The 23,621-nt window shown below is 60.6% G+C and carries 23 protein-coding genes; 8 read left to right on the forward strand and 15 right to left on the reverse strand.

Translation table 11 applies throughout. From position 1 onward, the window contains the following. Nucleotide 1: 1 nt before the first annotated feature. Entirely contained in the window at nucleotides 2-1,561 is a 1,560-nt protein-coding gene (gene gatB, locus AC097W_RS07005; RefSeq protein ID WP_479601765.1) for an Asp-tRNA(Asn)/Glu-tRNA(Gln) amidotransferase subunit GatB, read from the forward strand. 1 nt (nucleotide 1,562) lies between these two features. Here gatB and AC097W_RS07010 read toward each other — a convergent pair whose 3' ends face one another. Both AC097W_RS07010 and pyrE read right to left on the reverse strand, forming a co-directional pair. After that, nucleotides 1,563-2,222, reverse strand: coding sequence for a DUF4124 domain-containing protein (locus AC097W_RS07010; RefSeq protein ID WP_479601766.1), 660 nt, complete (start codon nucleotides 2,220-2,222; stop codon nucleotides 1,563-1,565). A gap of 2 nt (nucleotides 2,223-2,224) precedes the next feature. After that, entirely contained in the window at nucleotides 2,225-2,914 is a 690-nt protein-coding gene (pyrE, locus tag AC097W_RS07015; protein WP_479601767.1) for an orotate phosphoribosyltransferase, read from the reverse strand. 11 nt (nucleotides 2,915-2,925) lie between these two features. Between pyrE and AC097W_RS07020 the strand changes: the two genes are divergently transcribed. Continuing rightward, nucleotides 2,926-3,717 (forward strand): exodeoxyribonuclease III, encoded by a 792-nt coding sequence (locus tag AC097W_RS07020; RefSeq protein ID WP_479601768.1) that lies wholly within the window; start codon nucleotides 2,926-2,928, stop codon nucleotides 3,715-3,717. A 26-nt stretch (nucleotides 3,718-3,743) separates the two neighbouring features. On the opposite strand, the gene AC097W_RS07025 is transcribed toward AC097W_RS07020, so the two are convergent. The 4 genes from AC097W_RS07025 to AC097W_RS07040 all read right to left on the reverse strand — a co-directional run bounded on the left by AC097W_RS07025 (nucleotide 3,744) and on the right by AC097W_RS07040 (nucleotide 9,638). Continuing rightward, nucleotides 3,744-5,114 (reverse strand): TonB C-terminal domain-containing protein, encoded by a 1,371-nt coding sequence (locus tag AC097W_RS07025; protein WP_479601769.1) that lies wholly within the window; start codon nucleotides 5,112-5,114, stop codon nucleotides 3,744-3,746. A gap of 372 nt (nucleotides 5,115-5,486) precedes the next feature. After that, nucleotides 5,487-7,109: a 3-(methylthio)propionyl-CoA ligase gene (locus AC097W_RS07030; protein WP_479601770.1), complete on the reverse strand. Its 1,623-nt coding sequence runs from the start codon at nucleotides 7,107-7,109 to the stop codon at nucleotides 5,487-5,489. Nucleotides 7,110-7,160: 51 nt separating this feature from the next. After that, nucleotides 7,161-7,583, reverse strand: coding sequence for a nuclear transport factor 2 family protein (locus AC097W_RS07035; RefSeq protein WP_479601771.1), 423 nt, complete (start codon nucleotides 7,581-7,583; stop codon nucleotides 7,161-7,163). A gap of 33 nt (nucleotides 7,584-7,616) precedes the next feature. Then, nucleotides 7,617-9,638, reverse strand: coding sequence for an oxidoreductase (locus tag AC097W_RS07040; protein ID WP_479601772.1), 2,022 nt, complete (start codon nucleotides 9,636-9,638; stop codon nucleotides 7,617-7,619). A 122-nt stretch (nucleotides 9,639-9,760) separates the two neighbouring features. On the opposite strand from AC097W_RS07040, the gene AC097W_RS07045 reads away from it, so the two are divergent. After that, entirely contained in the window at nucleotides 9,761-10,297 is a 537-nt protein-coding gene (locus AC097W_RS07045; RefSeq protein ID WP_479601773.1) for a PadR family transcriptional regulator, read from the forward strand. 6 nt (nucleotides 10,298-10,303) lie between these two features. Here AC097W_RS07045 and AC097W_RS07050 read toward each other — a convergent pair whose 3' ends face one another. Then, the gene (locus tag AC097W_RS07050) at nucleotides 10,304-11,149 is read right to left on the reverse strand and encodes a M48 family metallopeptidase (RefSeq protein ID WP_479601774.1); all 846 of its coding nucleotides are present in this window, start codon (nucleotides 11,147-11,149) and stop codon (nucleotides 10,304-10,306) included. Nucleotides 11,150-11,166: 17 nt separating this feature from the next. Between AC097W_RS07050 and AC097W_RS07055 the strand changes: the two genes are divergently transcribed. The 3 genes from AC097W_RS07055 (at nucleotide 11,167) to AC097W_RS07065 (ending at nucleotide 14,562) form a co-directional block, all read left to right on the forward strand. Next, nucleotides 11,167-12,507 (forward strand): AmpG family muropeptide MFS transporter, encoded by a 1,341-nt coding sequence (locus AC097W_RS07055; RefSeq protein ID WP_479601775.1) that lies wholly within the window; start codon nucleotides 11,167-11,169, stop codon nucleotides 12,505-12,507. 127 nt (nucleotides 12,508-12,634) lie between these two features. Then, entirely contained in the window at nucleotides 12,635-13,351 is a 717-nt protein-coding gene (locus AC097W_RS07060; RefSeq protein WP_479601776.1) for a response regulator, read from the forward strand. Nucleotides 13,352-13,374: 23 nt separating this feature from the next. Then, nucleotides 13,375-14,562, forward strand: a complete 1,188-nt coding sequence (locus AC097W_RS07065; protein ID WP_479601777.1) for a sensor histidine kinase — start codon at nucleotides 13,375-13,377, stop codon at nucleotides 14,560-14,562. Nucleotides 14,563-14,570: 8 nt separating this feature from the next. On the opposite strand, the gene AC097W_RS07070 is transcribed toward AC097W_RS07065, so the two are convergent. The 5 genes from AC097W_RS07070 to AC097W_RS07090 all read right to left on the reverse strand — a co-directional run bounded on the left by AC097W_RS07070 (nucleotide 14,571) and on the right by AC097W_RS07090 (nucleotide 19,102). After that, complete coding sequence (locus tag AC097W_RS07070; protein ID WP_479602075.1) at nucleotides 14,571-15,776, reverse strand: ROK family transcriptional regulator; 1,206 nt, start codon at nucleotides 15,774-15,776, stop codon at nucleotides 14,571-14,573. A 53-nt stretch (nucleotides 15,777-15,829) separates the two neighbouring features. Beyond that, nucleotides 15,830-16,282, reverse strand: a complete 453-nt coding sequence (locus tag AC097W_RS07075; RefSeq protein WP_479601778.1) for an RbsD/FucU family protein — start codon at nucleotides 16,280-16,282, stop codon at nucleotides 15,830-15,832. Beyond that, nucleotides 16,275-17,069 (reverse strand): ATP-binding cassette domain-containing protein, encoded by a 795-nt coding sequence (locus AC097W_RS07080; RefSeq protein ID WP_479601779.1) that lies wholly within the window; start codon nucleotides 17,067-17,069, stop codon nucleotides 16,275-16,277. Before AC097W_RS07080 ends, AC097W_RS07075 begins: the two co-directional genes overlap by 8 nt. Then, entirely contained in the window at nucleotides 17,069-18,028 is a 960-nt protein-coding gene (locus AC097W_RS07085) for an ABC transporter permease (RefSeq protein WP_479601780.1), read from the reverse strand. Before AC097W_RS07085 ends, AC097W_RS07080 begins: the two co-directional genes overlap by 1 nt. Before the next feature lie 78 nt (nucleotides 18,029-18,106). Continuing rightward, nucleotides 18,107-19,102, reverse strand: coding sequence for a substrate-binding domain-containing protein (locus tag AC097W_RS07090; RefSeq protein ID WP_479601781.1), 996 nt, complete (start codon nucleotides 19,100-19,102; stop codon nucleotides 18,107-18,109). Nucleotides 19,103-19,250: 148 nt separating this feature from the next. Here AC097W_RS07090 and AC097W_RS07095 point away from each other — a divergent pair, with 148 nt between their 5' ends. Continuing rightward, entirely contained in the window at nucleotides 19,251-20,270 is a 1,020-nt protein-coding gene (locus tag AC097W_RS07095) for a PfkB family carbohydrate kinase (protein WP_479601782.1), read from the forward strand. After that, nucleotides 20,267-20,917: a nucleoside/nucleotide kinase family protein gene (locus tag AC097W_RS07100; protein WP_479601783.1), complete on the forward strand. Its 651-nt coding sequence runs from the start codon at nucleotides 20,267-20,269 to the stop codon at nucleotides 20,915-20,917. Before AC097W_RS07095 ends, AC097W_RS07100 begins: the two co-directional genes overlap by 4 nt. Nucleotides 20,918-21,138: 221 nt before the next feature. Here AC097W_RS07100 and AC097W_RS07105 read toward each other — a convergent pair whose 3' ends face one another. The 3 genes from AC097W_RS07105 to AC097W_RS07115 all read right to left on the reverse strand — a co-directional run bounded on the left by AC097W_RS07105 (nucleotide 21,139) and on the right by AC097W_RS07115 (nucleotide 23,621). After that, entirely contained in the window at nucleotides 21,139-22,266 is a 1,128-nt protein-coding gene (locus tag AC097W_RS07105; protein WP_479601784.1) for a polyamine ABC transporter substrate-binding protein, read from the reverse strand. A gap of 141 nt (nucleotides 22,267-22,407) precedes the next feature. After that, nucleotides 22,408-23,415 carry a lipopolysaccharide heptosyltransferase II gene (waaF, locus tag AC097W_RS07110; protein WP_479601785.1) on the reverse strand — a complete coding sequence of 336 codons (1,008 nt, stop codon included), beginning with the start codon at nucleotides 23,413-23,415 and terminating at the stop codon, nucleotides 22,408-22,410. 2 nt (nucleotides 23,416-23,417) lie between these two features. Continuing rightward, nucleotides 23,418-23,621, reverse strand: coding sequence for a zinc-finger domain-containing protein (locus AC097W_RS07115; RefSeq protein WP_479601786.1), 204 nt, complete (start codon nucleotides 23,619-23,621; stop codon nucleotides 23,418-23,420).

Raw genomic sequence — 23,621 nt, forward strand, 5'->3', positions numbered from 1 at the left:
CATGAGCGAGACCCTGAACACATTTGAAGCACAGCAACAGGGCCGCCCAACGGGCCCACTGGTGTCAGGCTATGAAGTCATCATCGGCTTCGAGACGCACGCCCAGCTGTCCACCGCGAGCAAGATCTTCAGCCGCGCATCCACCGCGTTTGGTGCCGAGCCCAACACCCAGGCCTGTGCCGTGGATTTGGCATTGCCCGGCACCTTGCCCGTCATGAACAAAGGCGCGGTAGAGCGCGCCATCGAGTTCGGGCTGGCCATTGGTGCGCACCTAGCCCCGGTCAGCGTTTTTGCGCGCAAAAACTACTTCTACCCCGATCTGCCCAAGGGCTACCAGATCAGCCAGTTTGAAATCCCGGTGGTGCAAGGCGGCAGCGTCGAATTTTTCATGCCTGAAGTGAAAGGCGTGGCCGAGAAAAAATCGGTGCGGCTGGTGCGTGCCCACCTGGAAGAAGACGCGGGCAAATCGCTGCACGAAGACTTCATCGGGCAAACGGGTATTGACTTGAACCGCGCAGGCACGCCCCTGCTGGAGATCGTGACTGAGCCCGACATGCGGTCCTCGGTTGAAGCGGTGGCCTATGCTAAAGAGTTGCACAAAATCGTGACCTGGATCGGCATCTGTGACGGCAACATGCAGGAAGGCAGTTTCCGCTGCGACGCCAATGTATCGGTGCGCAAGCCCGGTGATCCGCTGGGTACACGACGCGAAATCAAGAACCTGAACAGCTTCAAGTTCATGCAGCAGGCTATCGACTATGAAGTTCGCTGGCAGATTGAACAGATCGAAGACGGACATGCGATCCAGCAGGCTACCGTGCTGTTCAACCCCGACACGGGTGAGACCCGCGCCATGCGCAGCAAAGAAGACGCCGCCGATTACCGCTACTTTCCTGACCCCGATCTGCCTCCGCTATGCATTTCAGAGCAGTGGATCGAGCAAATACGGGGGCTAATGACCGAATTGCCGCGTGTGATGGCGACGAGGTTTGCAGCGGAGTATGGTTTAAGCGAATACGACGCAACGCTTCTAACTCAGTCCAAAGAAATGGCCAGTTACTTTGAAGCGACTGCACAAGCAAGCGGCCAGCCCAAACTCTCTGCAAATTGGATATTGGGCGAACTCAGTGCTGCCTTGAACAGCGCCAACCTCGCGATTCAGCACTCTCACGTTGACTCAATGCAACTGGCTTCAATCATCTCAGCGGTGTCGATGGGCGACGTCAATGGATCAGGCGCAAAAGCGCTTTTCAAGGAGCTGTGGACCAACGAAAAAGAACGGTTTGATGATGCGGTGCAAGCATTCGAAAGAATACTGGCTGCCCAAGCGCAGATTAAACGTCTAATTCGCGAAAACGACTTGGGCCAAATGAACGACACCGGCGCACTCGAGAAAATCGTAGAAGAAGTGATCGCCGCCAACGCCAAGAATGCGGCCGAATTCAAGGCGGGAAACGAGAAGGCGCTCAACGCGCTGGTCGGCCAAATCATGAAAGCCAGCAAAGGCAAGGCCAACCCGCAACAGGTCAACGACCTGTTGCGCAGCAAACTCTCAAACTGAGCTAGCGGGCGGGAGACGGTGAAATCGTCGTCCAAAGCTGGCGCAGGCGAACCAGTTCGTCGTCAAAGCGCACATTGACACGGCGAATCTCGCCTTCCTGCTCGGCGATGAACCGCTTCTGCACGGCCTGACTCTGGATATTCTCGTCCAGCTGACGTCGCACATAGGCCGGCGCTTTGCTGGGGTCCTTCTTGTAGAACTCCATCTCTTCGTCGATTCCTACGCGCTGGCGGCCCAGCTCTTCGAGGCGATTGGTCGCTGCTTTAATAACCACGGCAATCTGGGCCAGTGCTTCCGCGCGCTCCTGATCGTGAACTGCCCGGTTGGGATAGCGCGTGAGCAAGGCCCGGTCGCGCCGCTTCTCCTCCGCCACGCGTCCGCGGTCTTCGATTTGCCGTTTCTCTTTCTGCTCGAGCTGGGCCTGCTCCTGCGCCGTCAGTGTGGGCCCAACCTTGGTCTTGACGGTGCCGCTCGGGTTCAGTACCTTTTGCTCACGATCCGTGCACTCAGGAATCGGACGATCTGCCGTCAACTTGCGTCCTTTGGCATCCACACAGGTGTAAACCCCCGAAATGACCGGCGAATTCTGTGCCCACGAAGCCACGCCCGCGCTGGTCAAAACCAGTAGGGCGCATGCTGAACCGATAATATTGATTTTCATTCTCACCCTTCATCAACACCGTAGCGCTCGCGATAGGCCAGCACGCGCTGGTGCTCCTGCCCGGAAGAACCTCCACCGCGCTTTTCCAGATAGTGCATTAAATCGCCCAGCTTCGCAATTGCGCAGACCGTCAAGCCCAGCTGGCGCTGCACATACTGAACCGCGCTGTAAGGGACATCCTCGCCATTTTCGGTCGCTTTTTCCTGTCGATCCAGGGCAATCAGCACCGCGTGGGGCGTCGCACCCGCCGCCGCAATGATGGCGATGGACTCTCTCGCAGCAGTTCCTGCTGACATCACGTCATCCACAATCAACACACGTCCCTTGAGCGGTGCGCCCACCAGTGTGCCGCCCTCCCCATGGTCTTTGGCTTCCTTGCGGTTGTAGGCAAACGGCACGTTGCGCCCGCGGCGCGCCAATTCCACCGCCAGGGCGGCACCCAATGGGATGCCCTTGTACGCGGGGCCAAAAACCATATCGAACTCAATGCCGCTGGCCAGCAGCCGCTGCGCATAAAATTCGGCCAAACGCCCCAGCTTGGCACCGTCGTCAAACAGGCCAGCGTTGAAAAAGTACGGGCTGATACGACCCGCTTTGGTCTTGAACTCACCAAAGCGCAGCACCCCGCATTCCACTGCAAATTCAACAAACTCCAGGGCTAAAGCGTCATGCTGAGGGTCTTGGTCCGACATGGGGAATTTCCTTGTTTAAGTTAACCAGCCTGAATCTCAATGGCATCCGCTCCGCCACCAGCAAAGGACTGGAAGCCTGGCTTGCGCAGGCACAGCCTGATTGTATTTGCGTGCAAGAGGTGAAGGCACAGGCCACCGACATCGCCGGGCGTTTCGAACAATTGTCCGGCCTGCACGGACACTTCCACTTTGCAGAAAAGAAAGGGTATTCGGGCGTTGGCATTTACAGCAAGCGCACGCCCAGCGATGTCATTGTTGGCTACGGTTCGCCAGAGTTTGATGCCGAGGGGCGATACGTGGAACTTCGCTTTGACACCCCTTCTCGCAAACTGTCCATCATCAGCGCGTACTTCCCCAGCGGCTCATCGGGTGAAGAACGCCAATTGGCCAAGTTCCGGTTTTTGGCGGAATTTCAGCCGCACCTGGCGGCGCTCAATTCGCAACGGGAGTTCATCCTGTGCGGCGACGTCAACATTGCGCACCAGGAAATGGACCTGAAAAACTGGAAAGGTAACCGCAAGAACTCCGGCTTCCTGCCGGACGAGCGGGGTTGGATGACCCGTATGCTGACCGAACACCAATTGGTGGACGTGTACCGCCATCTGGAACCTACTGCCACTGAAGACTGCTACACATGGTGGAGCAATCGGGGCCAGGCGTACGCCAAGAACGTAGGGTGGCGGCTGGATTACCACTTGGCGACTGCGGAGTTGGCGTCGACCGCAAAGTCAGTCAGCATCTACAAGGCCGAAAAGTTCTCCGACCACGCACCGATCTCCATCGACTACGACTTCAAGTTCTGATCGGTTTCTGTCGCGCAGCGGTCAGATCAATACAAGCGGATGGCCGTATCGAAGGTCCAGGTCCTGCGGATTTCTATCACGTCAAACTCGCGAGCCAGACCCGGCGAGAACTGGGCATAGGGCGCCTGGCTTTGCACGATACGACGTATCGCTTCGTCAATTCCCGCCACGCCGCTGGAGCGAACAAATGTCACCGACTCGACGGAGCCGTCGCTTCGGAGTGCCACGGTCACCAAGGGATCGGCGTGAGGTTGCTTCGCCGCTTCTCGAACCATGTCAATGGTCATGTTCAGCTGGAACTTCCGGCCCCAGGCTTCTGCATACAGGATGAGTTCGGAGTTGGCGTCGGTGCGACCGAAGAGCCTGCCTCGACGTGCGCTACTCGACGTGGCGGGTAGCAGGGGTGACGGGGGCGCTGCAAGCGAAGCCGCTTCACGCCGGGCGGCCTCTTCATCCAACTGTCGTCCCATCGCCCGGCGTGCTGCATCGCGTCGCGCCTCCTGCTCCTCCCGTGCCGCGACTTGCCGCGCCGCCGCCTGACGAGCGGCCTCCAGGCGCTCAGCGTCCAGACGCGCCGCCTCGCCCCGTTCAATTTCCTGGCGGGCGGCCACCTGTCGCACCGCCTCTTGCTGAGCGGCCGCCTTCCGTTCCGTCTCAAGCTGCTTCGCAAGATCAAGCTTGGCCGTTTCAACAGCTCGCTCTTGTGCTTCCGCGTAGATCTGCGATTGCGCTGCATCGCCCGCATCTCGAGACGCCGGCACCGCGGTCTCTGCAGTCGACGCGGTCGGCGCTACAGCGATCACGGGCATCGGTGCCGCCGGAGCGACAGGGACGACGGGAACGACCAAGGCCGCAGCGTCGGACCGCTCCAATGCAATTACTTCCGGCCGAGGGACTGACGCGGGCGCTACATCACCCGGCCCATCCGCGAGCAACGGCACGTTCGCAGAGACCACGCCGGACACACTCTTGTCCATTGCATTGCCCGCTGCGGTTGGCTTGTGATTTTCCAGCGGCTCGGCGCTGGCAGTCATCGTAGGCTCGCGTACGATCACGGCCACTTTCTGACGCGGAGCCAGGGATGGGAACACGGATGGCATCAAAGCCAGCCCACCGACAATTGGCGGCTCAGTCGATACTGCATCAGCGGCGGGGGCCTGTGCCGCAATGAGTACCACGCGCAGATCGGGCACCTCAATGCGTCGATCTTGCCATGGGAAGCCAAAGCCCGGAAAGCCCAATCCCTGGCCGCCAAAACTCAAACTCAAGAGAAGCGAGTGAATCAGCAGGGAGAGCAACAACGCAGCGCTCAGTCGCCAGCGCTCACGGTGAATCGAATGACTCCGCCGCGGAGTGCCGCCTGAGGCCCCCGCAGCGTTGGAACTTGTGGAACTCAAGTACGCTCCGACGTCGATACTCGACCAATGCCGCTGGCAAGGGGCACGATGAATCCGTACACAGCACGCCAGCCGAGATGACGAGCCCGCCCGCCAGAGCCTTGCCAAAACACCTCAGGTAGATCCGTGAACTTCATCAAGTCCATTCTCCTCCATACACCCATAAGACTCGGTGTTCAATTCCCGCGGTTCCGAAAGTGCGGTCGCGCTTCGACCGGACCCAGGCAGTTCACGCCCGCGGCGGCCACCACACTGCCCCCGCCCACAACTCGACCCCGATCGTGGCGGGCACCTGCCCGTCGGCTGACTGGAAACTACAAGCTGGCTTGAAAGAAGCAGTGCATGGTGCCCAAACAAGCGAGGCACGCCGGGTTAGCTGAAAACGCCGCCGTACTCTTTGCGCAGGTCGCCTTTTTGGACCTTGCCGGTACCGCCTACTGGCAACGCATCCAGAAAGATGACGTCATCGGGCACCCACCACTTGGCAACGCGCTCGGCCAGGAAGGCCAGCATCTCTTGCTTCTCCACACTCTGCCCTGGCTTGCGGACCACAAACAGCAGCGGGCGCTCATCCCACTTGGGATGCTTGACGCCAATCACTGCGGCCATCGCCACGGCCGGGTGGGCGATAGCGGCGTTTTCCAGGTCGATGGAGCTGATCCATTCGCCACCGGTCTTGATTACATCTTTGGTGCGGTCGCGGATCTGCATGACGCCATCGGCATCAATCGTCGCGATATCTCCAGTGGGAAACCAGCCGTCCACCAGTGGGGAGCGCTCACCCTTGTAGTAGGACGCCAGGATCCACTGCCCGCGCACCATCAGTTCACCCTGTGCCACACCATCGCGCGGCAGCGTGGCGCCCTGCTCGTCCACCACCTTGATTTCTACACCAAACGCGCTCTTGCCCTGCTTGGCCAGCAAGGCATGCTTTTGCTCTGGCGTCCAGTCCTTGTGTTTGGGCATCAGGGTGCCCATGGTACCGATGGCTGTGGTCTCCGTCATGCCCCAGCCGTGGCGCACCTCCACATCGTAGGTGTCCATGAATTTGGCAATCAGTGACTTGGGCATGGCCGAGCCGCCCACGCCGGTGCGGCGCATGGTGCTAAAGCGCAAACCATGTTGTTCCACATGGGCCAGCAACGACAGCCAGATGGTCGGCACACCGGCGCTGACCGTCACGCGCTCGGATTCCATCAATTCGTACAGGGACTGCCCATCCAGGCGCGGTCCCGGCAAAACCAGCTTGGCACCCGCAATGGGCGCCGCGTACGGAATGCACCAGGCATTGATGTGAAACATGGGCACGACCGGCAAGATGGCCTCATCGGCTGACAGCGACAGAATACCCGGCAGGCACCCCGACATGGCATTGAGCACAATGGAGCGGTGTGAATACAGGGCCCCTTTGGGGTTGCCGGTGGTGCCGGATGTGTAGCACAGTGCGGCACCGGTGCGTTCGTCAAACTCGGGCCAGTCAAACTGCTCGCTACACGGTGCAATCAAGTCTTCGTATGACATCACATTGGCGACGCCCTCAATGGCGGGCATGTGGGCCGCCTCCGACAGACACACCCAGGCGCGCACCTTGGGGCAGTGGGCCGCAATGCCCTTGATCAGCGGCGCAAAAGTGGCGTCAAACAGCATCACGCTGTCCTCGGCGTGGTTGATGATGTAGATCAGCTGCTGCGAGTGCAGGCGCGGGTTGCAGGTATGCATGACCATGCCGCTGCCCGAGACCGCGTAATACGCTTCCAGGTGACGATGGTTGTTCCACGCAATGGACCCTACCGCGCTCCCCTCTTCCAGACCCAAAGTGGTCAGGGCGTTGGCCAACTTTCGGGCCCGCGCCGCACATTGGGCATAGGTATAGCGGAACAAGGGACCATGGGTCTCTCGGGAAACAACTTCAGCGTCGCCAAACTGGGCGGCAGCGTGTTCGATCACGCTGGATAAAAGCAAGGGGCGGTCCATCATGAGGCCGGGCTGTAGCATGGGATATTTCTCCTGTTTGTTATGGGTAGCGAACGCGCGTGGTCGTGGTGATTATTGTGGAGCAAATGCGGCCAGACGTTTGCCCATTTCTACCCCCAGCGCTTGCAGGCCACTCATGGGGCGCACCATGACCTCGAATTCGACGATTTTTCCATCCGCATCGAACTGAACCATGTCGATTCCCTTGAGCATCTTATCGCCGACGTTGGCACTGAATTCCAGCACCACACTGAGGCCATCGGCACTGGCCAGTTGGCGGTGGTAGGTGAAGTCGCTGAACACAGCCATGACGGTGTTGAGGATCAGTGAAACCGCCTTCGCGCCGGGATAGGGCTTGTACGCCATGGGGGAACGAAAAACGGCATGCGGGTGCAGCAAGGTGCCCAGTTCGCTCAGATCACGCCGGGCGACCATGGCATGCCACTGTTCAAGGGTGGCCAATGCGGCGCTCTGGAGTGGGGGGTTGGGATGCATGTGTGTTTCTCCTGATCGGTTTTCGGGCGGGCGTTACAGCGCGACAGCAAGTTCAGTGCCCTGCTTGATTGCCCGCTTGGCGTCCAGCTCGGCGGCGACATCGGCGCCCCCTATCAGGTGAACGGCGCAGCCTGCGGCGACCAACTCGGCTTGCAAAGCACGCTGTGGCTCCTGGCCTGCACACACCACCACGGTGTCGGCGGGTATGACCATCTCACGATCGCCCACGGTGATGTGCAAACCCGCTTCGTCGATCTTGCGGTAGGTGACACCTGCCAGCATTTCGACCTGGCGGTTTTTCAGGGATGTACGGTGAATCCAGCCGGTGGTTTTGCCCAGTCCGTCGCCCACTTTTTTCGCTTTGCGCTGCAGAAGATAAACCTTGCGTGGACTTTTTTCAATGTGTTCGGGGGTCAGGCCACCACGGGTGGCGTAGCTGGTATCCACACCCCACTCAGCGAAGAACTTGGCAGGGTCCTGGCTAGGGCTGGTGCCACTGTGCAGCAGGTATTCGGCCACATCAAAGCCAATGCCGCCGGCACCGATCAGCGCCACGGTTTTGCCCACGGCGCATTTGTCGCGCAGCACATCGAGATAGCCCACCACCTTGGGGTGGTTGATGCCCTCAATGTCAGGCGTGCGCGGGCTCACGCCGGTCGCCAGCACCACATGCGCATAGCCGCCGGCAGTGAGCTCCTGCGCGGTGACGCGGTGGTTCAGCGCCAGCTTGACGCCCGTGAGTTCGATCTGGCGGCCAAAGAAACGCAGAGTTTCAAAGAACTCTTCCTTGCCCGGAACCTGTTTGGCAATATTGAACTGCCCGCCGATCTCGGATGCCGAGTCGAACAGAGTCACCTCGAATCCGCGCTGGGCGGCGGTCGTGGCGAAGGCCAGGCCTGCGGGGCCCGCACCCACCACAGCGACGCGCCCGCGGGTGGCCGATGGAATGATGTTGAGCAAGGTTTCGTGACAGGCACGCGGGTTCACCAGGCAGGAAGTGATCTTGCCGCCAAAGGTGTGGTCCAGGCAGGCCTGATTGCAGCCGATACAGGTGTTGATCTCGTCGGCTTTCCCTTGCGCTGCCTTCTGGATGAACAGGGGGTCCGCCAGAAACGGCCTCGCCATGGACACCAGGTCGCAAAAGCCGTCCGCCAGCAGTTGCTCGGCCACGTCAGGGGTATTGATGCGATTGGTGGCGACCAGCGGAATACCCACCTTGCCCATGAGTTTCCGCGTCACCCAGGCAAACGCTCCGCGCGGCACCTTGGTGGCAATGGTGGGAATGCGTGCCTCGTGCCAGCCAATGCCGGTGTTGATGATGGTGGCGCCCGCCGCTTCCACCGCTTGGGCGAGTTGCACCACCTCCTCCAGGGTCGAACCCCCTTCCACCAGATCCAGCATGGAGAGGCGGTAGATGATGATGAAGTTCTGGCCCACGCGCGCACGCGTGCGGCGCACGATCTCCACGGGAAAGCGGATGCGGTTTTCATAGGATCCGCCCCACTCGTCGTCACGGTGGTTGGTGCGCGTAGCAATGAATTCGTTGAGCAGGTAGCCTTCGGAGCCCATGATTTCCACGCCGTCGTACCCTGCGGACTGGGCCAGTGCGGCGCAGCGCACAAAGTCGTCAATGGTCTGATGAACCTCTTCGGTACTCAGGGGGTTGGGGCGAAACGGGTTGATGGGCGCCTGCAGGGCGCTGGGGGCCACCAGTTCGGGATGGTAGGCGTAGCGGCCAAAGTGCAGGATCTGCATGGCAATCTTGCCGCCCGCGTCGTGCACCGCCTGGGTTACCACGCGGTGCTTTGCAGCCTCTTCCTCGGTGGTCATGCGGGCGCCGCCGGGCATGGGGCGACCCCGGTCGTTGGGGGCAATGCCGCCGGTCACGATCAGACCGACGCCACCGCGGGCGCGCTCGGCGTAAAACGCAGCCATGCGGTTGAAACCGTCTTTGGCCTCCTCCAGCCCCACGTGCATGGAGCCCATGAGGACGCGGTTGGGCAAGGTAGTAAAGCCCAGATCAAGCGGGGCCAACATATGGGGGTAAGCGGTCATGGATAACTCCTCAAAAAGGGGGCAAAACAGCGCGACTATGCAACCAGTTGCAGCACTGTATGGCATATCGGATATTTATGCAACTGGTTGCATAGTTTGATGCCTGCACGTAGACTCCCACCATGTCTTTGTCGCACGCCGTGCTTACCTCTCTGCTGGAAAAATCTTCTTCCGGGTATGACCTCGCGCGTCGTTTCGACAAGTCCATCGGCTTCTTCTGGCACGCCACGCACCAACAGATTTATCGGGAACTGGGCCGCATGGAGGCCGCCGGCTGGATTGAGTCCAGCAGCGCGCCTGACGCGGGCAAAACGCGCAAGCGCATGTACCGAGTGCTGCCGCTGGGTCAGCAAGAACTGTTGCGCTGGGTGGCTGAGCCGTCTGCGCCGATTGATCTGCGCGACGAGTTCATGGTGCGCCTGCGCGCCGACGCTGCGATGGGGCCGCTGGGGCTGCACGTGGAGCTGCAACGACGCATTGCCCTGCATCAGGAAAAACTGCAGACTTACCGCGCGATTGAGGCGCGGGACTTCTCCCAGGAGCAAGTCCTGTCCCGGGAGGCCCGCATACACCACATGATTCTCAAAAAAGGCATCTTGTACGAGGAGGCCTCCATCCAGTGGGCACAGGAAATGTTGCCGATTCTGAGTGGGCCATGAACCGGTCTAACGGGTACGCGCCCGCTCGTACAAGGGCATGACGCGGGGCAAATTGGCCTGAATATCGGCGATGCGGGTGGCGCCAGCCGGGTGGGTAGACAGCCATTGCGGAGGCGCCGAGCGGTTGGCTGCTCCCATTTTTTGCCACAGGGTGACACCGGCGCGGGGGTCAAACCCGGCGCGGGCGGCCAGTTCCATTCCCACCAGATCCGCCTCGGACTCATCGGTCCGGCTGAACTCCAGCGTCAGCAGTTGGGCGCCATAGTGGGTCACGGTCTGTCCTACCTGCCCCAGGCCCAGCACCTGGCTGAGCAAATTGGCACCGATGCCGGTAGCGGCGTTTTTGCCCATGCGCTCACGCGCGTGCTCCCGCAAAGCATGGGCGATTTCGTGACCCATGACCATGGCGACTTCGTCGTCAGTCAACTTGAGCTTTTGCAGGATACCGCTGTAAAAGGCAATCTTCCCGCCCGGCATGCAAAAGGCATTGATCTGGCTGGAACCAATCAGATTGACCTCCCAGCTCCATTGCCGGGCACGGGGATTCCATTCCGCCGTAAACGGAATGATTTTGCGGGCAATGCCGCGCAGGCGTTGCACCTGTGCGTTGTCCTTGGGGCCCAACGCATTCTTGCTGGCCGCCTGGCTGAGCATCTGCGCATATTGCTGCGAGGCCGATTGCTCCACCTGATCAGCCGAAACAAGGTTGGCAAAAGCCGAGTTGCCGCCCACGTCCACCCCGTCACGCGCCTGGACAGGCGGCACCCCACTCAACAAGACGAGCACGAGCAGCAGCTGGGGCAGCACCCATGCCTCGGGCTTCTTTGGTTTGCAGACAGACTCAGACTTCATCACGGTATTATTCCTCTATGACCACACCAACGCACGGCACGGCTCCACCGGCTGACAAGCCCACCTGGATTGCCACCCTGAAGGTGTACCTGGAGCCCGCATCCCTGCGCATGCTGTCACTGGGATTTTCAGCCGGACTGCCCTTGCTGCTGGTGTTTGGCACCCTGAGCTTCTGGCTGCGCGAAGCGGGCATTGACCGTACCACGATCGGGTTTTTGAGTTGGGTGGGCCTGGCTTATGGCTTCAAGTGGGTGTGGTCACCCCTGGTGGACCGCATGCCCATCCCGGTTTTGACGCGCCTGCTGGGGCGGCGGCGCAGCTGGCTGCTGCTGTCGCAAGCGGTCATCATGGCTGCGCTGGTGTTCATGTCCCTGAACGACCCCAAGCTGGCGCTGGCGCCCATCGTGTGGGGTGCACTGGCGGTGGCCTTTGGCTCCGCCACGCAGGACATTGCACTGGACGCCTTTCGCATCGAATCGGCCAGCAACGAACGCCAGGCCGCGCTGGCTGCCACCTACCAGACGGGCTACCGCCTGGCCATGATCTGGTCCGGTGCCGGCGCACTGTGGATTGCCGCCCGCGCTGAAGTGCCCAATGCCGTCGCTGGCGCGGCCGCCGCCTACCAGCAAGGTGCCTGGCAAACCGCCTATTGGGTGATGGCCGCCAGCATGCTGCCCGGCGTTTTGACCGTGTTGTTCTCGCCAGAACCCGCCCAGCGGGCCATGCCTGCCGCCAAAAACGCCGCAGACTGGATACGCGGCGCGCTGGTGGAGCCGTTTTCCGAATTCATGGGCCGCTACCGCTGGCACGCGGCGCTGATTCTGGCGCTGATCGCCACCTACCGCATCAGCGACGTGGTAATGGGCATCATGGCCAATCCGTTTTATGTAGACATGGGGTACACCAAGGACGAAGTGGCCGCGGTGACCAAAATCTACGGCGTGGTCATGACCCTGGCGGGTGCCTTTGTGGGTGGCGCCATGGCCATGCGCATGGGAGTGATGCGGGTGATGATGCTGGGCGCGGTGCTGAGCGCGGCCACCAACCTGCTCTTTGCCTGGCTGGCGGGCCAGGGACATGACGTGCATGCCCTGATTTTTGTGATCTCAGCCGACAACCTCGCCAGCGGGATTGCCTCGGCAGGCTTCATTGCCTACCTGTCGTCCCTGACCAATGTGAATTACTCCGCCACCCAGTACGCACTGTTCAGTTCCATGATGCTGCTCTTGCCCAAGTTCGTGGCGGGCTACTCCGGCGTGTACGTGGACCATTTCGGCTACAGCAGCTTCTTTACCGTTACCGCCCTGCTCGGCGTTCCGGTACTAGGGCTGGTGTGGCTGACTTCCAGGATCAAATAAGCACCTGGCCCACGTAGAATACGCGCATCTAGCTATTTATTTGATAGCAAAATTGCATTTACCCAACTTTACCGTGGCTTCAAGTGCCGCGCATATGCCTGGCAACGGGCAGGGATAGACTGTGCGCATGAGCCAACACCTATTGATGATTGAGGACGACGCCCGCCTGGCCGCCATGGTGGCGCAATACCTGGAGCAGTCCGGCTACACCGTGAGCTGCGCAGGCGACGGCCTGACTGGGTTGGCACAACTGGGCAATCCCGCCAATGGGGTGGCCATCGATCTGGTTCTCCTGGATTTGATGCTGCCCGACATTGACGGGCTGGAAGTGTGTCGCCGTATCCGCGCACTGCCCAACAGCCAGGCGCAGGTGCCGGTCTTGATGCTCACCGCCAAGGGCGATGCCATGGACCGCATCATCGGTCTGGAGATTGGCGCCGACGATTACCTGCCCAAACCGTTCGAGCCCCGGGAGTTGCTGGCGCGCATCCGCGCCGTACTGCGCCGCCGTGGCGAAGGCCCGACGCCCGACAGCAAGTCGTTGCACTTTGGCTCGCTGGAGATCGACCGTGATGCACGAACCGTATCGGTCAGTGGCGCGGTCTGCGATCTGACCTCATATCAGTTTGACCTGCTGGTTGCGCTGGCTGAACGGGCCGGGCGGGTGCTGACCCGCGACCAGATCATGGAAGCCGTGCGCGGCCGGGAGCTCGATGCATTTGACCGGTCGATTGATGTGCACATGGGCCGTATCCGCGCCGCCATTGAAGTCGACCCCAAAGCACCCAAACGCATTCTGACCGTGCGGGGTGTGGGCTACGTTTTTGCCCGGCAGCAAGACTGACATTGTCCAGTCCACGTTGACCCATGTTCTTCCAGAAACTGTATGTGCGCATCTGGCTGGCCGTCGTGCTGGCCGTGGCCGTGCTCACGCTGATGGTGGGCTGGGCCTGGCGCATGGCGGCCGATCCGCCGTTGCGGGAAGTGGTCGTGCGCAACGAAACCGGTGAGGTAATTGGCAACGGCCTCGTTCGCTTGGGGCACCCCAATGGAGCACCCGGCGGCCACGTGCGCGAAGGCCCGGAATTTGAGGTGCGCATGCATGACGGACAGACGATGCACCTGCATCTGCCCCGGTCGCCGCAGTCGTCATGGCGCGCGCCATTCGGTTTTTTCTGGACGCTTGGCCTGGTCGGAGTGGCCGTGGCGCTGGGAACCTATCCCATCATTCGTCGACTCACCCGCAGGCTGGAGGTCCTCCAGCACAGCGTGGAGCAATGGGGTGACGGCAACCTCAGCGTGCGCGTGCCGGTAGCAGGGAATGACGAGGTCGGCTTTTTGGCCAGTCGCTTCAACCACGCAGCGCAGCAAATTGAAACGCTGGTGAAAGCGCGCGACGCCTTGCTGGCATCACAAAAATCGCTGTTGGCCAACGCCTCGCACGAATTGCGTTCGCCGTTGACACGTATCCGCATGGGCCTGGAATTCATGGGCGGTGCGCGCGACACAGCATCCGGCCAGGCAAAGGATGAAATTGCCCGCAACATTGGTGAGCTGGATCAGCTGATCGAAGAGATCCTGCTGGCAAGCCGCCTCGATGCCAAAGAGGCGGATCTGGGCACGATCGAACCGGTCGACCTGATGGGCTTGACTGCGGAGGAATGCGCGCGCACGGGCGTCGCACTGGATGTGCAGATTGCCGGTGGCGAGCTCCTGGTACCGGGCGTCAGCAAGCTGCTGCGCCGTGCAGTTCGCAACCTGCTGGAAAACGCCAGTCGCTATGGCCACGGTGACGCCACCCTGACGCTGACCCAGGAGCGCCAAGTCGCGGTCATCCGGGTGTGCGACAACGGCCCCGGTGTGCCTGCTGCATACCAGGATCGCATATTTGAGCCCTTTTATCGCTTGCCAGGCGCATCCGAGCGCGATGGCGGAGTGGGTCTGGGTTTGGCCTTGGTGAAATCCATCGCTTTGCGCCATGGTGGCTCCGTCGGCTGCAATAACCAGCCCCAAGGCGGCGCGTGTTTCGACATTCGATTGCCCATGGCGGCCTGAAAACGCTCTCAGGGCGTGGCTTTGAGAAACACATCCCGGTCTGGAGCGAAATTCGCATGCAAGGGCAACAAGGCACCCCCCAGTGCCCGTGCGTCAGAACCCACACTCCCGGCAATCACCCGGGTTGGCCACAGGCCCTCCCAGTTGTACCGGCCCAGTGCGTCATTCGTTCTTGCGATCAGGCGTTGCAGCATGGTGATGCTGAATGAGCCGTCAATGACCACCGCCCCCACATCCAGAAACGCAGTCCCACTCACTACACACTGGGCCAGTCCCAAGGCGGCGCTGGCAATCCATTCATCGGTTTGCGCCAGATAGGGCGGCGACAGGGCACGGTCATCGTAGGCCGCGCTGGGCTCCAGCCCCACGCTCTTGAATCGCTGCTCCAGCTCCCACAGCGAGGCATGGGCAATCAATTGCTCTGGGGCACCGCCCGTGCCGCTGGCAACTTGCAGCGGCAACGAGGCCACGGCCCCCGCGTTGCCGTGCACACCATCATGCAGATGAGAATTGATCACCAGACCGCCACCCACAAAAGTATCGACAAACAGGTACAGAAAACTCTTCAGGTCGCGGCCACGGCCCGCCACCAGCTCGGCAATACAGGCCGCAGAGGTGTCCTTCACGAAACTCACCGGCGTGTCGGTCATGGCCTGCACTTGCGCGCAGAGGTCGATCTGGTTCCAGTGGTCGGACGTGGCCTGCGAGAGGCCCAGCATCTTGTGCCAACCGCCCATGTTGAACGGGGCGGCAACGCCCACACCCACCAGACGCGATCCCAAGGCCCCCAGCCCCGCCTGAATGGCATGCATCCGCGTGCGGATGACGGGCAGAAGAGTCTGCGCGTCAGGGAAGTCATAGTTCAGGGTTTCACGTTTGCGCACGGCGCCGGTGAAGTCAACCAGCAGCCAGTCCGCACTGCGCCGCCCGATCTTGATTCCCAGAGAGAAGGCCCCATCCGGATTCAGCGCCAGTGGCACCGAAGGCTGACCAATGCGCCCGCGCACAGGGTCATGGCGAATGAGCAATCCGTCGTCTTCCAGCCGCGTGGTGATCAGGCCGATGGTTTGGGCTGTCAGTCCTGTCAGCCGGGCCAATTCTGCTTTGGGTACGCTGCCATTGAGCCGAATGGCCTGCAACACCACGCGCTCATTGAATTGCCGCATGCCCACATGGTTGGAACCGCGCGGGCGCAGCAGTGTTGGCGAGACCATTTCAACCCGTGGTGGCGAGGGGGGTGAAACAGCGGGTGTGGGATCGGCAGAGGTCATGGTCGGAGATTTTCACCGATCACGCCCTTTCGCAGTACGAAGTTACCAAATGGCTGCAGCTCGCCAGTGATGACGATTCCAAACGCCTTGCGCGCGCGCTCGTAAAACGCGTACCGCTCAATGGGCTCTGCCGACTGCTCTGGCAAAAAAAACGGCTCCACGTGGGCCAACACCTCACGCTGCAATGCGGAGCGGTAGTCCGCCGGGGTGTCACTGACCTGCATGTACCCCACCGGGTGGCGCTCGTCTGCCACCAGTGGCAAAACCGATGTAATGGCCTGAATGGCGCGCAGCATGCCAGTGCCCGGCAGGCGCAGCAAAGGCTTGCCCGCTGCCAACTGGACCGCTGTGAAATTGGCGTCCACCAGCACCAGACTGTCATCATGACCCATCTCCATCAGGAGTTTGAGCAGATCGGGCGTCAGCAGGGGGTTGATGCCTTTAAGCAAGGGCGTTCTCCGGTAGCTCTTCCACCGTCTTGGCGCCCGTCATCACGGCAACGGTATCGCTCATGCTGATGTATTTGGGGTTAACCACCGCGGCGCGCTTGCCCAGACGGGCGATGTGGATGCGGTCTGCCACTTCAAACACATGGGGCATGTTGTGCGAGATCAGCACCACCGGCAGTCCCTTGTCGCGCACCCGGCGAATCAACTCCAGCACCATGTTGCCTTCCTTCACACCCAGCGCTGCCGTGGGTTCATCCATGATCACCACATGCTGCGCAAAAGCTGCCGCTCGGGCCACGGCCACGCACTGGCGCTGGCCGCCGGAGAGCGTTTCCACCGCCTGCGTCATGGAACGAATGCCGACCTTGAGGTCGTTCATTCTTGAGATGCTCTCTTCCAGCATCTTCTTCTTGTCCAGCAGGCGCAGGAACTGACCCATGAATCCGGGGCGCAGCAACTCGCGGCCCATGAAGAGGTTTTCCGCAATCGTCATGGCGGGAGCAACGGCCAGATCCTGGTAGACGGTTTCGATGCCGGATCGGCGTGCGTCAATGGGGCTGCGGAAATGAATCGGCTTGCCATCCAGCAGAATCTCGCCTTCGTCAGGAATGGTGGCACCTGACAGGCACTTGATCAGCGAGGACTTGCCCGCGCCGTTGTCGCCAATGACGGCCAGAATTTCACCGGCGCGCAACTCGAAGTCCACACCGTCCAGGGCCGTCACCTGGCCATAGCGCTTGACCAGGCCTTTGGCCTGCATCACGATTTGAGGTGTTTTCGGGCTCATCAACGGACTCCCTTACGCGACATTTGATCAGTGGCCACAGCCAGAATCACCAGAATGCCGGTGACCAGAATTTGATACACAGACGACACTCCCATGAGCGTGAGGCCGTTGCGGAACACGCCCACAATCATGGCGCCCACCAGGGTACCCAAAATGATGCCGCGCCCGCCGAACAGGCTGGTGCCGCCCAGCACCACGGCGGTGATGGCGTCCAGATTTTCGGTTTGCCCCGCGTTGGGGTCACCGGCGCCGGTGCGCGCTACCGACAAAAGCGATGCAATGCCATAGAACACGCCAGCGAGCACATACACGCCCAGCAGGACGCGGTCGGTCGGGATGCCGGTGAGGCGCGTTGCTTCCGGGCTGTTACCCACGGCATAGATATGGCGGCCCGGCGCGGTTTCCCGCAGCCAGAGCCATGTGACCAGATAGAGCGCCAGCATCAGCACCACGCCGTAGGCAATCGAGGTACTTCCCATCTTGAGGGTGTTCCCCAGGAAGGTCATGCCTTCGGGGATGTCCGTCACCGTTTGCGACTTGGAGTAGAGCTGCGTGATGGCAAATGCGATATTGAGGGTGCCCAGTGTCACGATGAACGGTGGCAGCTTGATGCGCGTCACCAGCAGGCCATTAAGCAAGCCGAAAAGGGTGGTCGCCGCGATGCCGCAGGCAATGGCCACAGGCGCGGAGAGCCCGTAGTCGGCAGCGAACTTGGTCATCACAATGCCGCCCAGGGCCATCACCATGCCACACGACAAGTCAATACCGGCGGTCAAAATGATCAGTGTCTGGCCGATAGCGATCACACCGACCACCATGACCTGCTGCAGGATCAGCGAGAAATTCTGGGGCGACAAAAACCGGTCGCTCTGGGTTGCAAAGAAGATGCAGGCCAGCAGCAGGGCAATGAAGGGGCCCAGCGTTGCGATGGGCGGGAGCTTGAGAGTGGACGTGTTCATGTCAGATCATGGCTCGTTGAGGGGGGAGTCCGGTGGACCGTCGCAGCGCCCCCGTTTAGGAGGCGCCGCATATCAAACTTACTTGTTACCCCAGCACAGGTCGGTGCCGGTTTTCACGTCTTTGCTGTCCACGCCGGGCATGGATTTGGCGGCAATCAGGGTCACACCCGTATCGGTGTAGCCGCTGACCTTTTTGCCGGTCTTGGCGTATTCCACACCCGCGGCTACCCCCATGGAAGCCATCTTCAAGGGGTATTGCTGCGAGGTTGCGGTGATCACGCCAGCGCCCACGTCCTTGATACCCGCGCAGCCGCCGTCCACCGACACGATGACCACATCTTTCTCTTTGCCAGCGGCCTTCAAAGCCTTGTAGGCACCGGCTGCTGCTGGCTCATTGATGGTGTACACCACGTTGATACCAGGGTTCTTTTGCAAGCAGTTTTCCATACCGGTCTGGCCCTTGGCTGCGTCGCCAAAGCTGTCCGCCATGCAGACCACTTCGGATGGTTGCGCCAGGTCGTTGCTCTTGGCGTCCAGCGATTTCAGGCCATAGCCCTGCAGGAAACCATTGTGGCGCTGTGCTCCCACGGGGTGGCCCGGGAACAGGTCGAGCGTAGCAATCACGGGCTTCTTGCCGCCCAGAGCTGCTTTGGCGTATTGTCCAATCAGCACGCCGGCCTTGAAGTTGTCGGTAGCAAACAATGCATCCACGGCGCTGACCGGATCCGTCGGGCTGTCCAGCGCGATGACCATCACGCCTTGGGCTTGCGCTTTCTTGATGGCGGGGATGATGGCTTTGGCGTCGCTGGGGGTGATCAGGATCGTCTTTGCTCCTGCTGCAATCATGTTTTCCATGGCAGTGATCTGGCCAGCGTTGTCGCCGTCCATTTTGCCTGCGCCGCTGAGTACTTTGGCACCCAGTTTCTTGCCTTCGGCTTCGGCACCTTCCTTCATCTTCACGAAGAAGGGGTTGCTGTCGGTCTTGGTGATCAATCCGATCACGGGATCAGCAGCAAATGCGCTGGACGCAGCCAGTGCCAGAGCGGTCAAAGTCAGTACGGTAGCTTTTTTCATCTAGTGTCTCCTAGGAGGATATCCAATCAGGTTTTGCTTGTCAGGTGCCTTGGCCCCTGGGTTTTTACGCTTTACGTCTTAGCGTGGCTGAACTATAGTTGGAAACTACTTACTAAATCAAGTTGCTTTAGTTATGGAAAACCCTAATATGACACAAAATAAATCGCTTCTACAAGTTGCCACCGCTGGCGAGGCCTTGATCGACCTGATTCGCAACGCTGACGGCCGTTTTGACCCGTGCCTGGGCGGTGCTGTCTACAACCTCACGCGCGCTCTGGCGCGCCAGGGGGTCGAAACGCTTTATCTCAACCCCCTTTCACGCGACCGCTTTGGGCGCCAGCTGGAAGCCGGCTTGCGGGAAGATGGCGTGCACCTCGCGGTCCCGACCCCGGTATCGCAAGTGACGTCTCTGGCAGTGGTGGGCGTCAATGCAGAAGGGCACCCGGACTATTCCTTTTACCGCGAAGGAGTGGCTGACCGGGCCACCACGGCAATCGATATGGTGCAAGCCTGCGCGCAGGCCGAGTCCCTGTCGGTGGTGTGCACGGGCGCGCTGGCTTTGTCCCCCGACGACGCTGCGACCTACCTGCCGTGGTTGTCCGCACAGCGCCAGGCTGGGCGCACGGTGGTAATTGATGCGAACTTGCGACCTTCCGTGATGCCTGACCTCGATCTGTATCGCCGCCATGTGCTCTCTGCGCTGCACTATGCAGACATCATCAAGGTGAGCGATGAAGACCTGGAGTGCCTGAACCTGCCAGGGGCCAACGCCATCGAGCGCGCCCGCTATTTGCTTCGCCACAGCAGCGCACACTTCGTGGCACTCACTCGCGGAGGCGATGGCGCCAGCCTGCTGACCCGTCACGGACAGATTTTTCATTCCCACGAGACCGAAAAAATCGCGGTGGTTGACACGGTGGGCGCGGGCGACTGCTTTTTGGCCGGACTGGTTACTGCATTGCTGGAAAGCACACTTCCCCGGGGCTGGGGTTCTGCCGAAGTGACCGCCAAACAGGCCTATGACCTGCTTTGCAATGCCATCGCCAGTGCCAGCATTTGCGTCATGCGCCGCGGCTGCGTGCCACCCACGCGAGACGAAGTGCGGCGGCGGCTGGGCAGCACCGCCCTGGAATGTACGCAAGGCATTTTCTCACCTGCCGCGCCATGACATTGCCCCCCGAGTGCCTGGTTCGCACACAGCAGTTGATTGCGTCCGGCCAACGCAAAATCCTGGGCATTGTCGCGCCACCCGGAGCCGGAAAATCGACGTTGGCGGCCACTTTGGCGTCGGCCTTTGCGCAGGACACCTGTATCGTGCCCATGGATGGATTTCATCTTGCCAACACCGAGCTGGCTCGTCTTGGCAAAGCCGCACGCAAGGGTGCACCCGATACCTTTGACAGCGCCGGCTATGTCGAACTGTTGCGCCGTATCAAAACGCAGCAACTCGGTGAAACCATTTACGCCCCGGAGTTCCGGCGCGAATTGGAAGAGGCTGTGGCAGGCGCCATTGCCGTGCAAGCCCACATTCCGTTAGTCATTGCGGAGGGCAACTACCTTCTGCTGGAGGACGCGCCCTGGGCCCAGATTCGCGGCGTTCTGGATGAAGTCTGGTACCTGGAAGTAGATGGTGCGGTGCGTCTGGAGCGGCTGTTGAACCGACACATGCACTTTGGTCGGAGCCGCGAACAAGCCCTGGAGTGGATTGCCCTGACTGATGAGCCGAACGCACGGCGTATTGAAATAACGCGCCATCGCGCCGACCTGATAGTTAAAGTCAATGAAGATTCGGTAGACCTCACAAATATCAAATGACTTCTTTGCGTTTTCGCAAAAAAATGTCCCAAATTCACCCGAATGGGGGATACCGCGAAAGCCGCAAACCCCCTACAGTACACCCAGCTGCTGTCACAGTTCACAAGGATCGAAGCCAAACCAGCCAATAGGTTTGCTTCAACAGGTTCCAACGACGTCCCTTCGGGGACTTTTATAAAGCCACCCTCGGGTGGCTTTTTTTTGTCTGCCTGTCGACCGGTCTAGCGACCCGCCTTGAAGTTGGTAAAAGTGCGGGTCTGCACCTTGCGCACTGCCTGCGGCAAGGCATCGGGCGCCACCATGGTTTTGGTTGCGGCAGCATCCAGGAAAATGGTCTTGTTCTCCGCGACATCCTTTTTCACGAACTTCAGAGAAGCCGCGTTGGGGTTGGCATAAAACACCTTGTTGGTCAGCGAAGCATGCACTTCAGGGCGCAGGATGTAGTTGATGAACAGGTGGGCGTTCTCGACGTGCTTCGCATCCTTGGGAATGGCCATAGTGTCAAAGAACAACGTGGCGCCCGTCTTGGGCACTAGCGCCTCAATCACGACAGGGGTCTTGCTCTTGGTCTTGGCCTCTGCCGCACGGCTGCGGGCAATGTTGATATCACCCGAGAAACCCAAAACCAGGCAGGTAGCACCGCTGGCCATTTCCTCAATGTACCCGGACGACGAGAAGCGCGTCACATAGGGGCGAATCGCCTTGAGCACGCCAGCCGCCGCCGCGTAGTCGGCCGGGTCCTTGCTGAATGCGGGCTTTCCGGCATACATCAACGCCGCCGGAATCACCTCGGAGGCCGAATCCAGCACGCTCACTCCGCAGCTTTTGAGCTTGCTGACATACTTGGTGTCAAACAGCAGGCTCCAGGCGTTCTCCGGCATCGGCATGTCGCCCAGCGCGGCCTTGACCTTGTTGACGTTGATACCTACCGTCACATAGCCCCACAGCCAGTCCACCAGGTATTCGTTGCCCGGGTCCACCTTGGCGAGTTGCTCCAGCAAGCCCTTGTCCAGGTTGCCCCAGTTAGTGAGCTTGCTGCGGTCCAACTTCTGCAGCAGGCCGCCTTCAATCTGCGTTTTGGCAAAGTGCGAACCGGGCACCACGATGTCATAACCCGAACGGCCCGCCACCAGCTTGGCGTGCAGGATTTCGTTGTTGTCGTAGTTGTCGTAACGGACCTTGATGCCCGTCTCTTTCTCGAAATTCTTGATCGTGTCTTCGGCGATGTAGTCCGACCAGTTGTAGATGTTGAGCTCCTTGGGCTCGGCGGCGTGCGCGCCGACGGCGGCTAACACGGCACTCGTGACGAGCGCCAGGGAGACGCCTAACTGTTTCAAACTCTTGGCCATGGGAATCAGTCCTTTCGGTCGGGTTGGTAAAAACAACGGGCAGCTGCCCTGCGGGAATCGACAAAATGATAGCAAAGCGGATGCGGGTTGCGAACTTCATGGAAAAAAAGGCCGTAGCCCCCGTCGCTACTGCGCAAGGAGCTATAAAAAATGTAGCACCCGCTCCGGCTTGATATCCACCAGGCACCGCGTGTGGCCCAGCGGGCACTCCCGCGCAAAGCACGGTGCGCAGTCCAGCGGTGGCTGGTAGTCTGGGTCATTTTTGAGCCACAGTACGTGGGCTTGCGGACTGAGCGGCGGCGTGTGCAGCGGGCTCGATGAGCCGAACAAGGCGACCTGGGGTACACCAAAAGCCGCCGCAACGTGCATCAGACCCGAGTCATTGCTGACCATGGCCTTGGCAGCAGAGATGGCAGCCAGTGCCTTATCCAGCGACGTGCGCCCTGACCAATCCAGGCAGTGCCCGCCCTGCCCTGCATTCGCCGCATGGGCAATTTCGGCGCACAGCGCGGCCTCTTTTGCGGAGCCCAACAGCACCACAGGAAGGGGCAACTGCCGTGCCAACTCAGAAAAATGCCGTGCGGGCCAGCGCTTGGCCGGGCCGTATTCGGCACCCGGTGCAAAAACGTAGTAGCGGGCGCGCTCCAGCTGCAAACCCGCCAACACGCCGTCCACACCCGATGCGCCCAGATGCAGCTGGGGGCGGTCGTTGGCCACATCGCTCTCGCCGCTCAACGCAGAATAGAAAGCCACCATGGGCGGGCGCTGGCCTTTGGGCGGGTTTGGCAGGCGGTGCGTGAGCACCCCCACGCGCGCCTCACCCCGGTAACCCACCCGCTTGGGAATGCCCGCCCACCAGGGCAGCAACGCGCTTTTCAAGGAATTCGGGCAGACATAAGCCGTGTCGAACTGCCCACGCAACTGACGCGCCAAGGTTCGCCGGGCACCCCATTGCAGACCGCCATGGGCAAACGGCAATGCAATCACCGCAGCCACCTGGGGCATGGCCCGGTAAACCGGGGCCACCCAGGGCAACGCAGCCACCGTGAGGGTTTGGCCCTGCGCGTGCAGGCGCCGCATGAGCGGCTCGGTCATCACCGCATCCCCAATCCACTGGGGGGCAATGACCAGTGCCGAGCGTCGTTGCAAGGTCAATGCCCTGCGAAGTGCTCGCCGTCCTTGAGTTTGTACACAGTGCCGCAATACGGGCATTTGGCCTCACCCGTGTGCGCCACATCCAGGTACACCTTGGGATGCGTGTTCCAGGTTTGCATGTGAGCCAGCGGGCTGGGGCAAAACACACCACCCTGGTGGTTCAGGTCTTTGGCCAGCAGTTCAATCGGTACTTGTGTCAT

This window comes from Rhodoferax sp. GT1R46, assembly GCF_056521285.1.

Bases quoted from the DNA above. Each gene is read 5' to 3' on its own strand.
- AC097W_RS07055 (WP_479601775.1), top strand. From the start codon at position 11,167: ATGACCACACCAACGCACGGCACGGCTCCACCGGCTGACAAGCCCACC.
- AC097W_RS07095 (WP_479601782.1), top strand. From the start codon at position 19,251: ATGACACAAAATAAATCGCTTCTACAAGTTGCCACCGCTGGCGAGGCC.
- AC097W_RS07115 (WP_479601786.1), bottom strand. From the start codon at position 23,621: ATGACACAAGTACCGATTGAACTGCTGGCCAAAGACCTGAACCACCAG.
- AC097W_RS07040 (WP_479601772.1), bottom strand. From the start codon at position 9,638: ATGACCGCTTACCCCCATATGTTGGCCCCGCTTGATCTGGGCTTTACT.
- AC097W_RS07010 (WP_479601766.1), bottom strand. From the start codon at position 2,222: ATGAAAATCAATATTATCGGTTCAGCATGCGCCCTACTGGTTTTGACC.
- AC097W_RS07045 (WP_479601773.1), top strand. From the start codon at position 9,761: ATGTCTTTGTCGCACGCCGTGCTTACCTCTCTGCTGGAAAAATCTTCT.
- AC097W_RS07105 (WP_479601784.1), bottom strand. From the start codon at position 22,266: ATGGCCAAGAGTTTGAAACAGTTAGGCGTCTCCCTGGCGCTCGTCACG.
- AC097W_RS07090 (WP_479601781.1), bottom strand. From the start codon at position 19,102: ATGAAAAAAGCTACCGTACTGACTTTGACCGCTCTGGCACTGGCTGCG.
- AC097W_RS07100 (WP_479601783.1), top strand. From the start codon at position 20,267: ATGACATTGCCCCCCGAGTGCCTGGTTCGCACACAGCAGTTGATTGCG.
- gatB (WP_479601765.1), top strand. From the start codon at position 2: ATGAGCGAGACCCTGAACACATTTGAAGCACAGCAACAGGGCCGCCCA.
- pyrE (WP_479601767.1), bottom strand. From the start codon at position 2,914: ATGTCGGACCAAGACCCTCAGCATGACGCTTTAGCCCTGGAGTTTGTT.
- AC097W_RS07060 (WP_479601776.1), top strand. From the start codon at position 12,635: ATGAGCCAACACCTATTGATGATTGAGGACGACGCCCGCCTGGCCGCC.
- AC097W_RS07085 (WP_479601780.1), bottom strand. From the start codon at position 18,028: ATGAACACGTCCACTCTCAAGCTCCCGCCCATCGCAACGCTGGGCCCC.
- AC097W_RS07030 (WP_479601770.1), bottom strand. From the start codon at position 7,109: ATGCTACAGCCCGGCCTCATGATGGACCGCCCCTTGCTTTTATCCAGC.
- AC097W_RS07035 (WP_479601771.1), bottom strand. From the start codon at position 7,583: ATGCATCCCAACCCCCCACTCCAGAGCGCCGCATTGGCCACCCTTGAA.
- AC097W_RS07080 (WP_479601779.1), bottom strand. From the start codon at position 17,069: ATGAGCCCGAAAACACCTCAAATCGTGATGCAGGCCAAAGGCCTGGTC.
- AC097W_RS07070 (WP_479602075.1), bottom strand. From the start codon at position 15,776: ATGGTCTCGCCAACACTGCTGCGCCCGCGCGGTTCCAACCATGTGGGC.
- AC097W_RS07065 (WP_479601777.1), top strand. From the start codon at position 13,375: ATGTTCTTCCAGAAACTGTATGTGCGCATCTGGCTGGCCGTCGTGCTG.
- AC097W_RS07050 (WP_479601774.1), bottom strand. From the start codon at position 11,149: ATGAAGTCTGAGTCTGTCTGCAAACCAAAGAAGCCCGAGGCATGGGTG.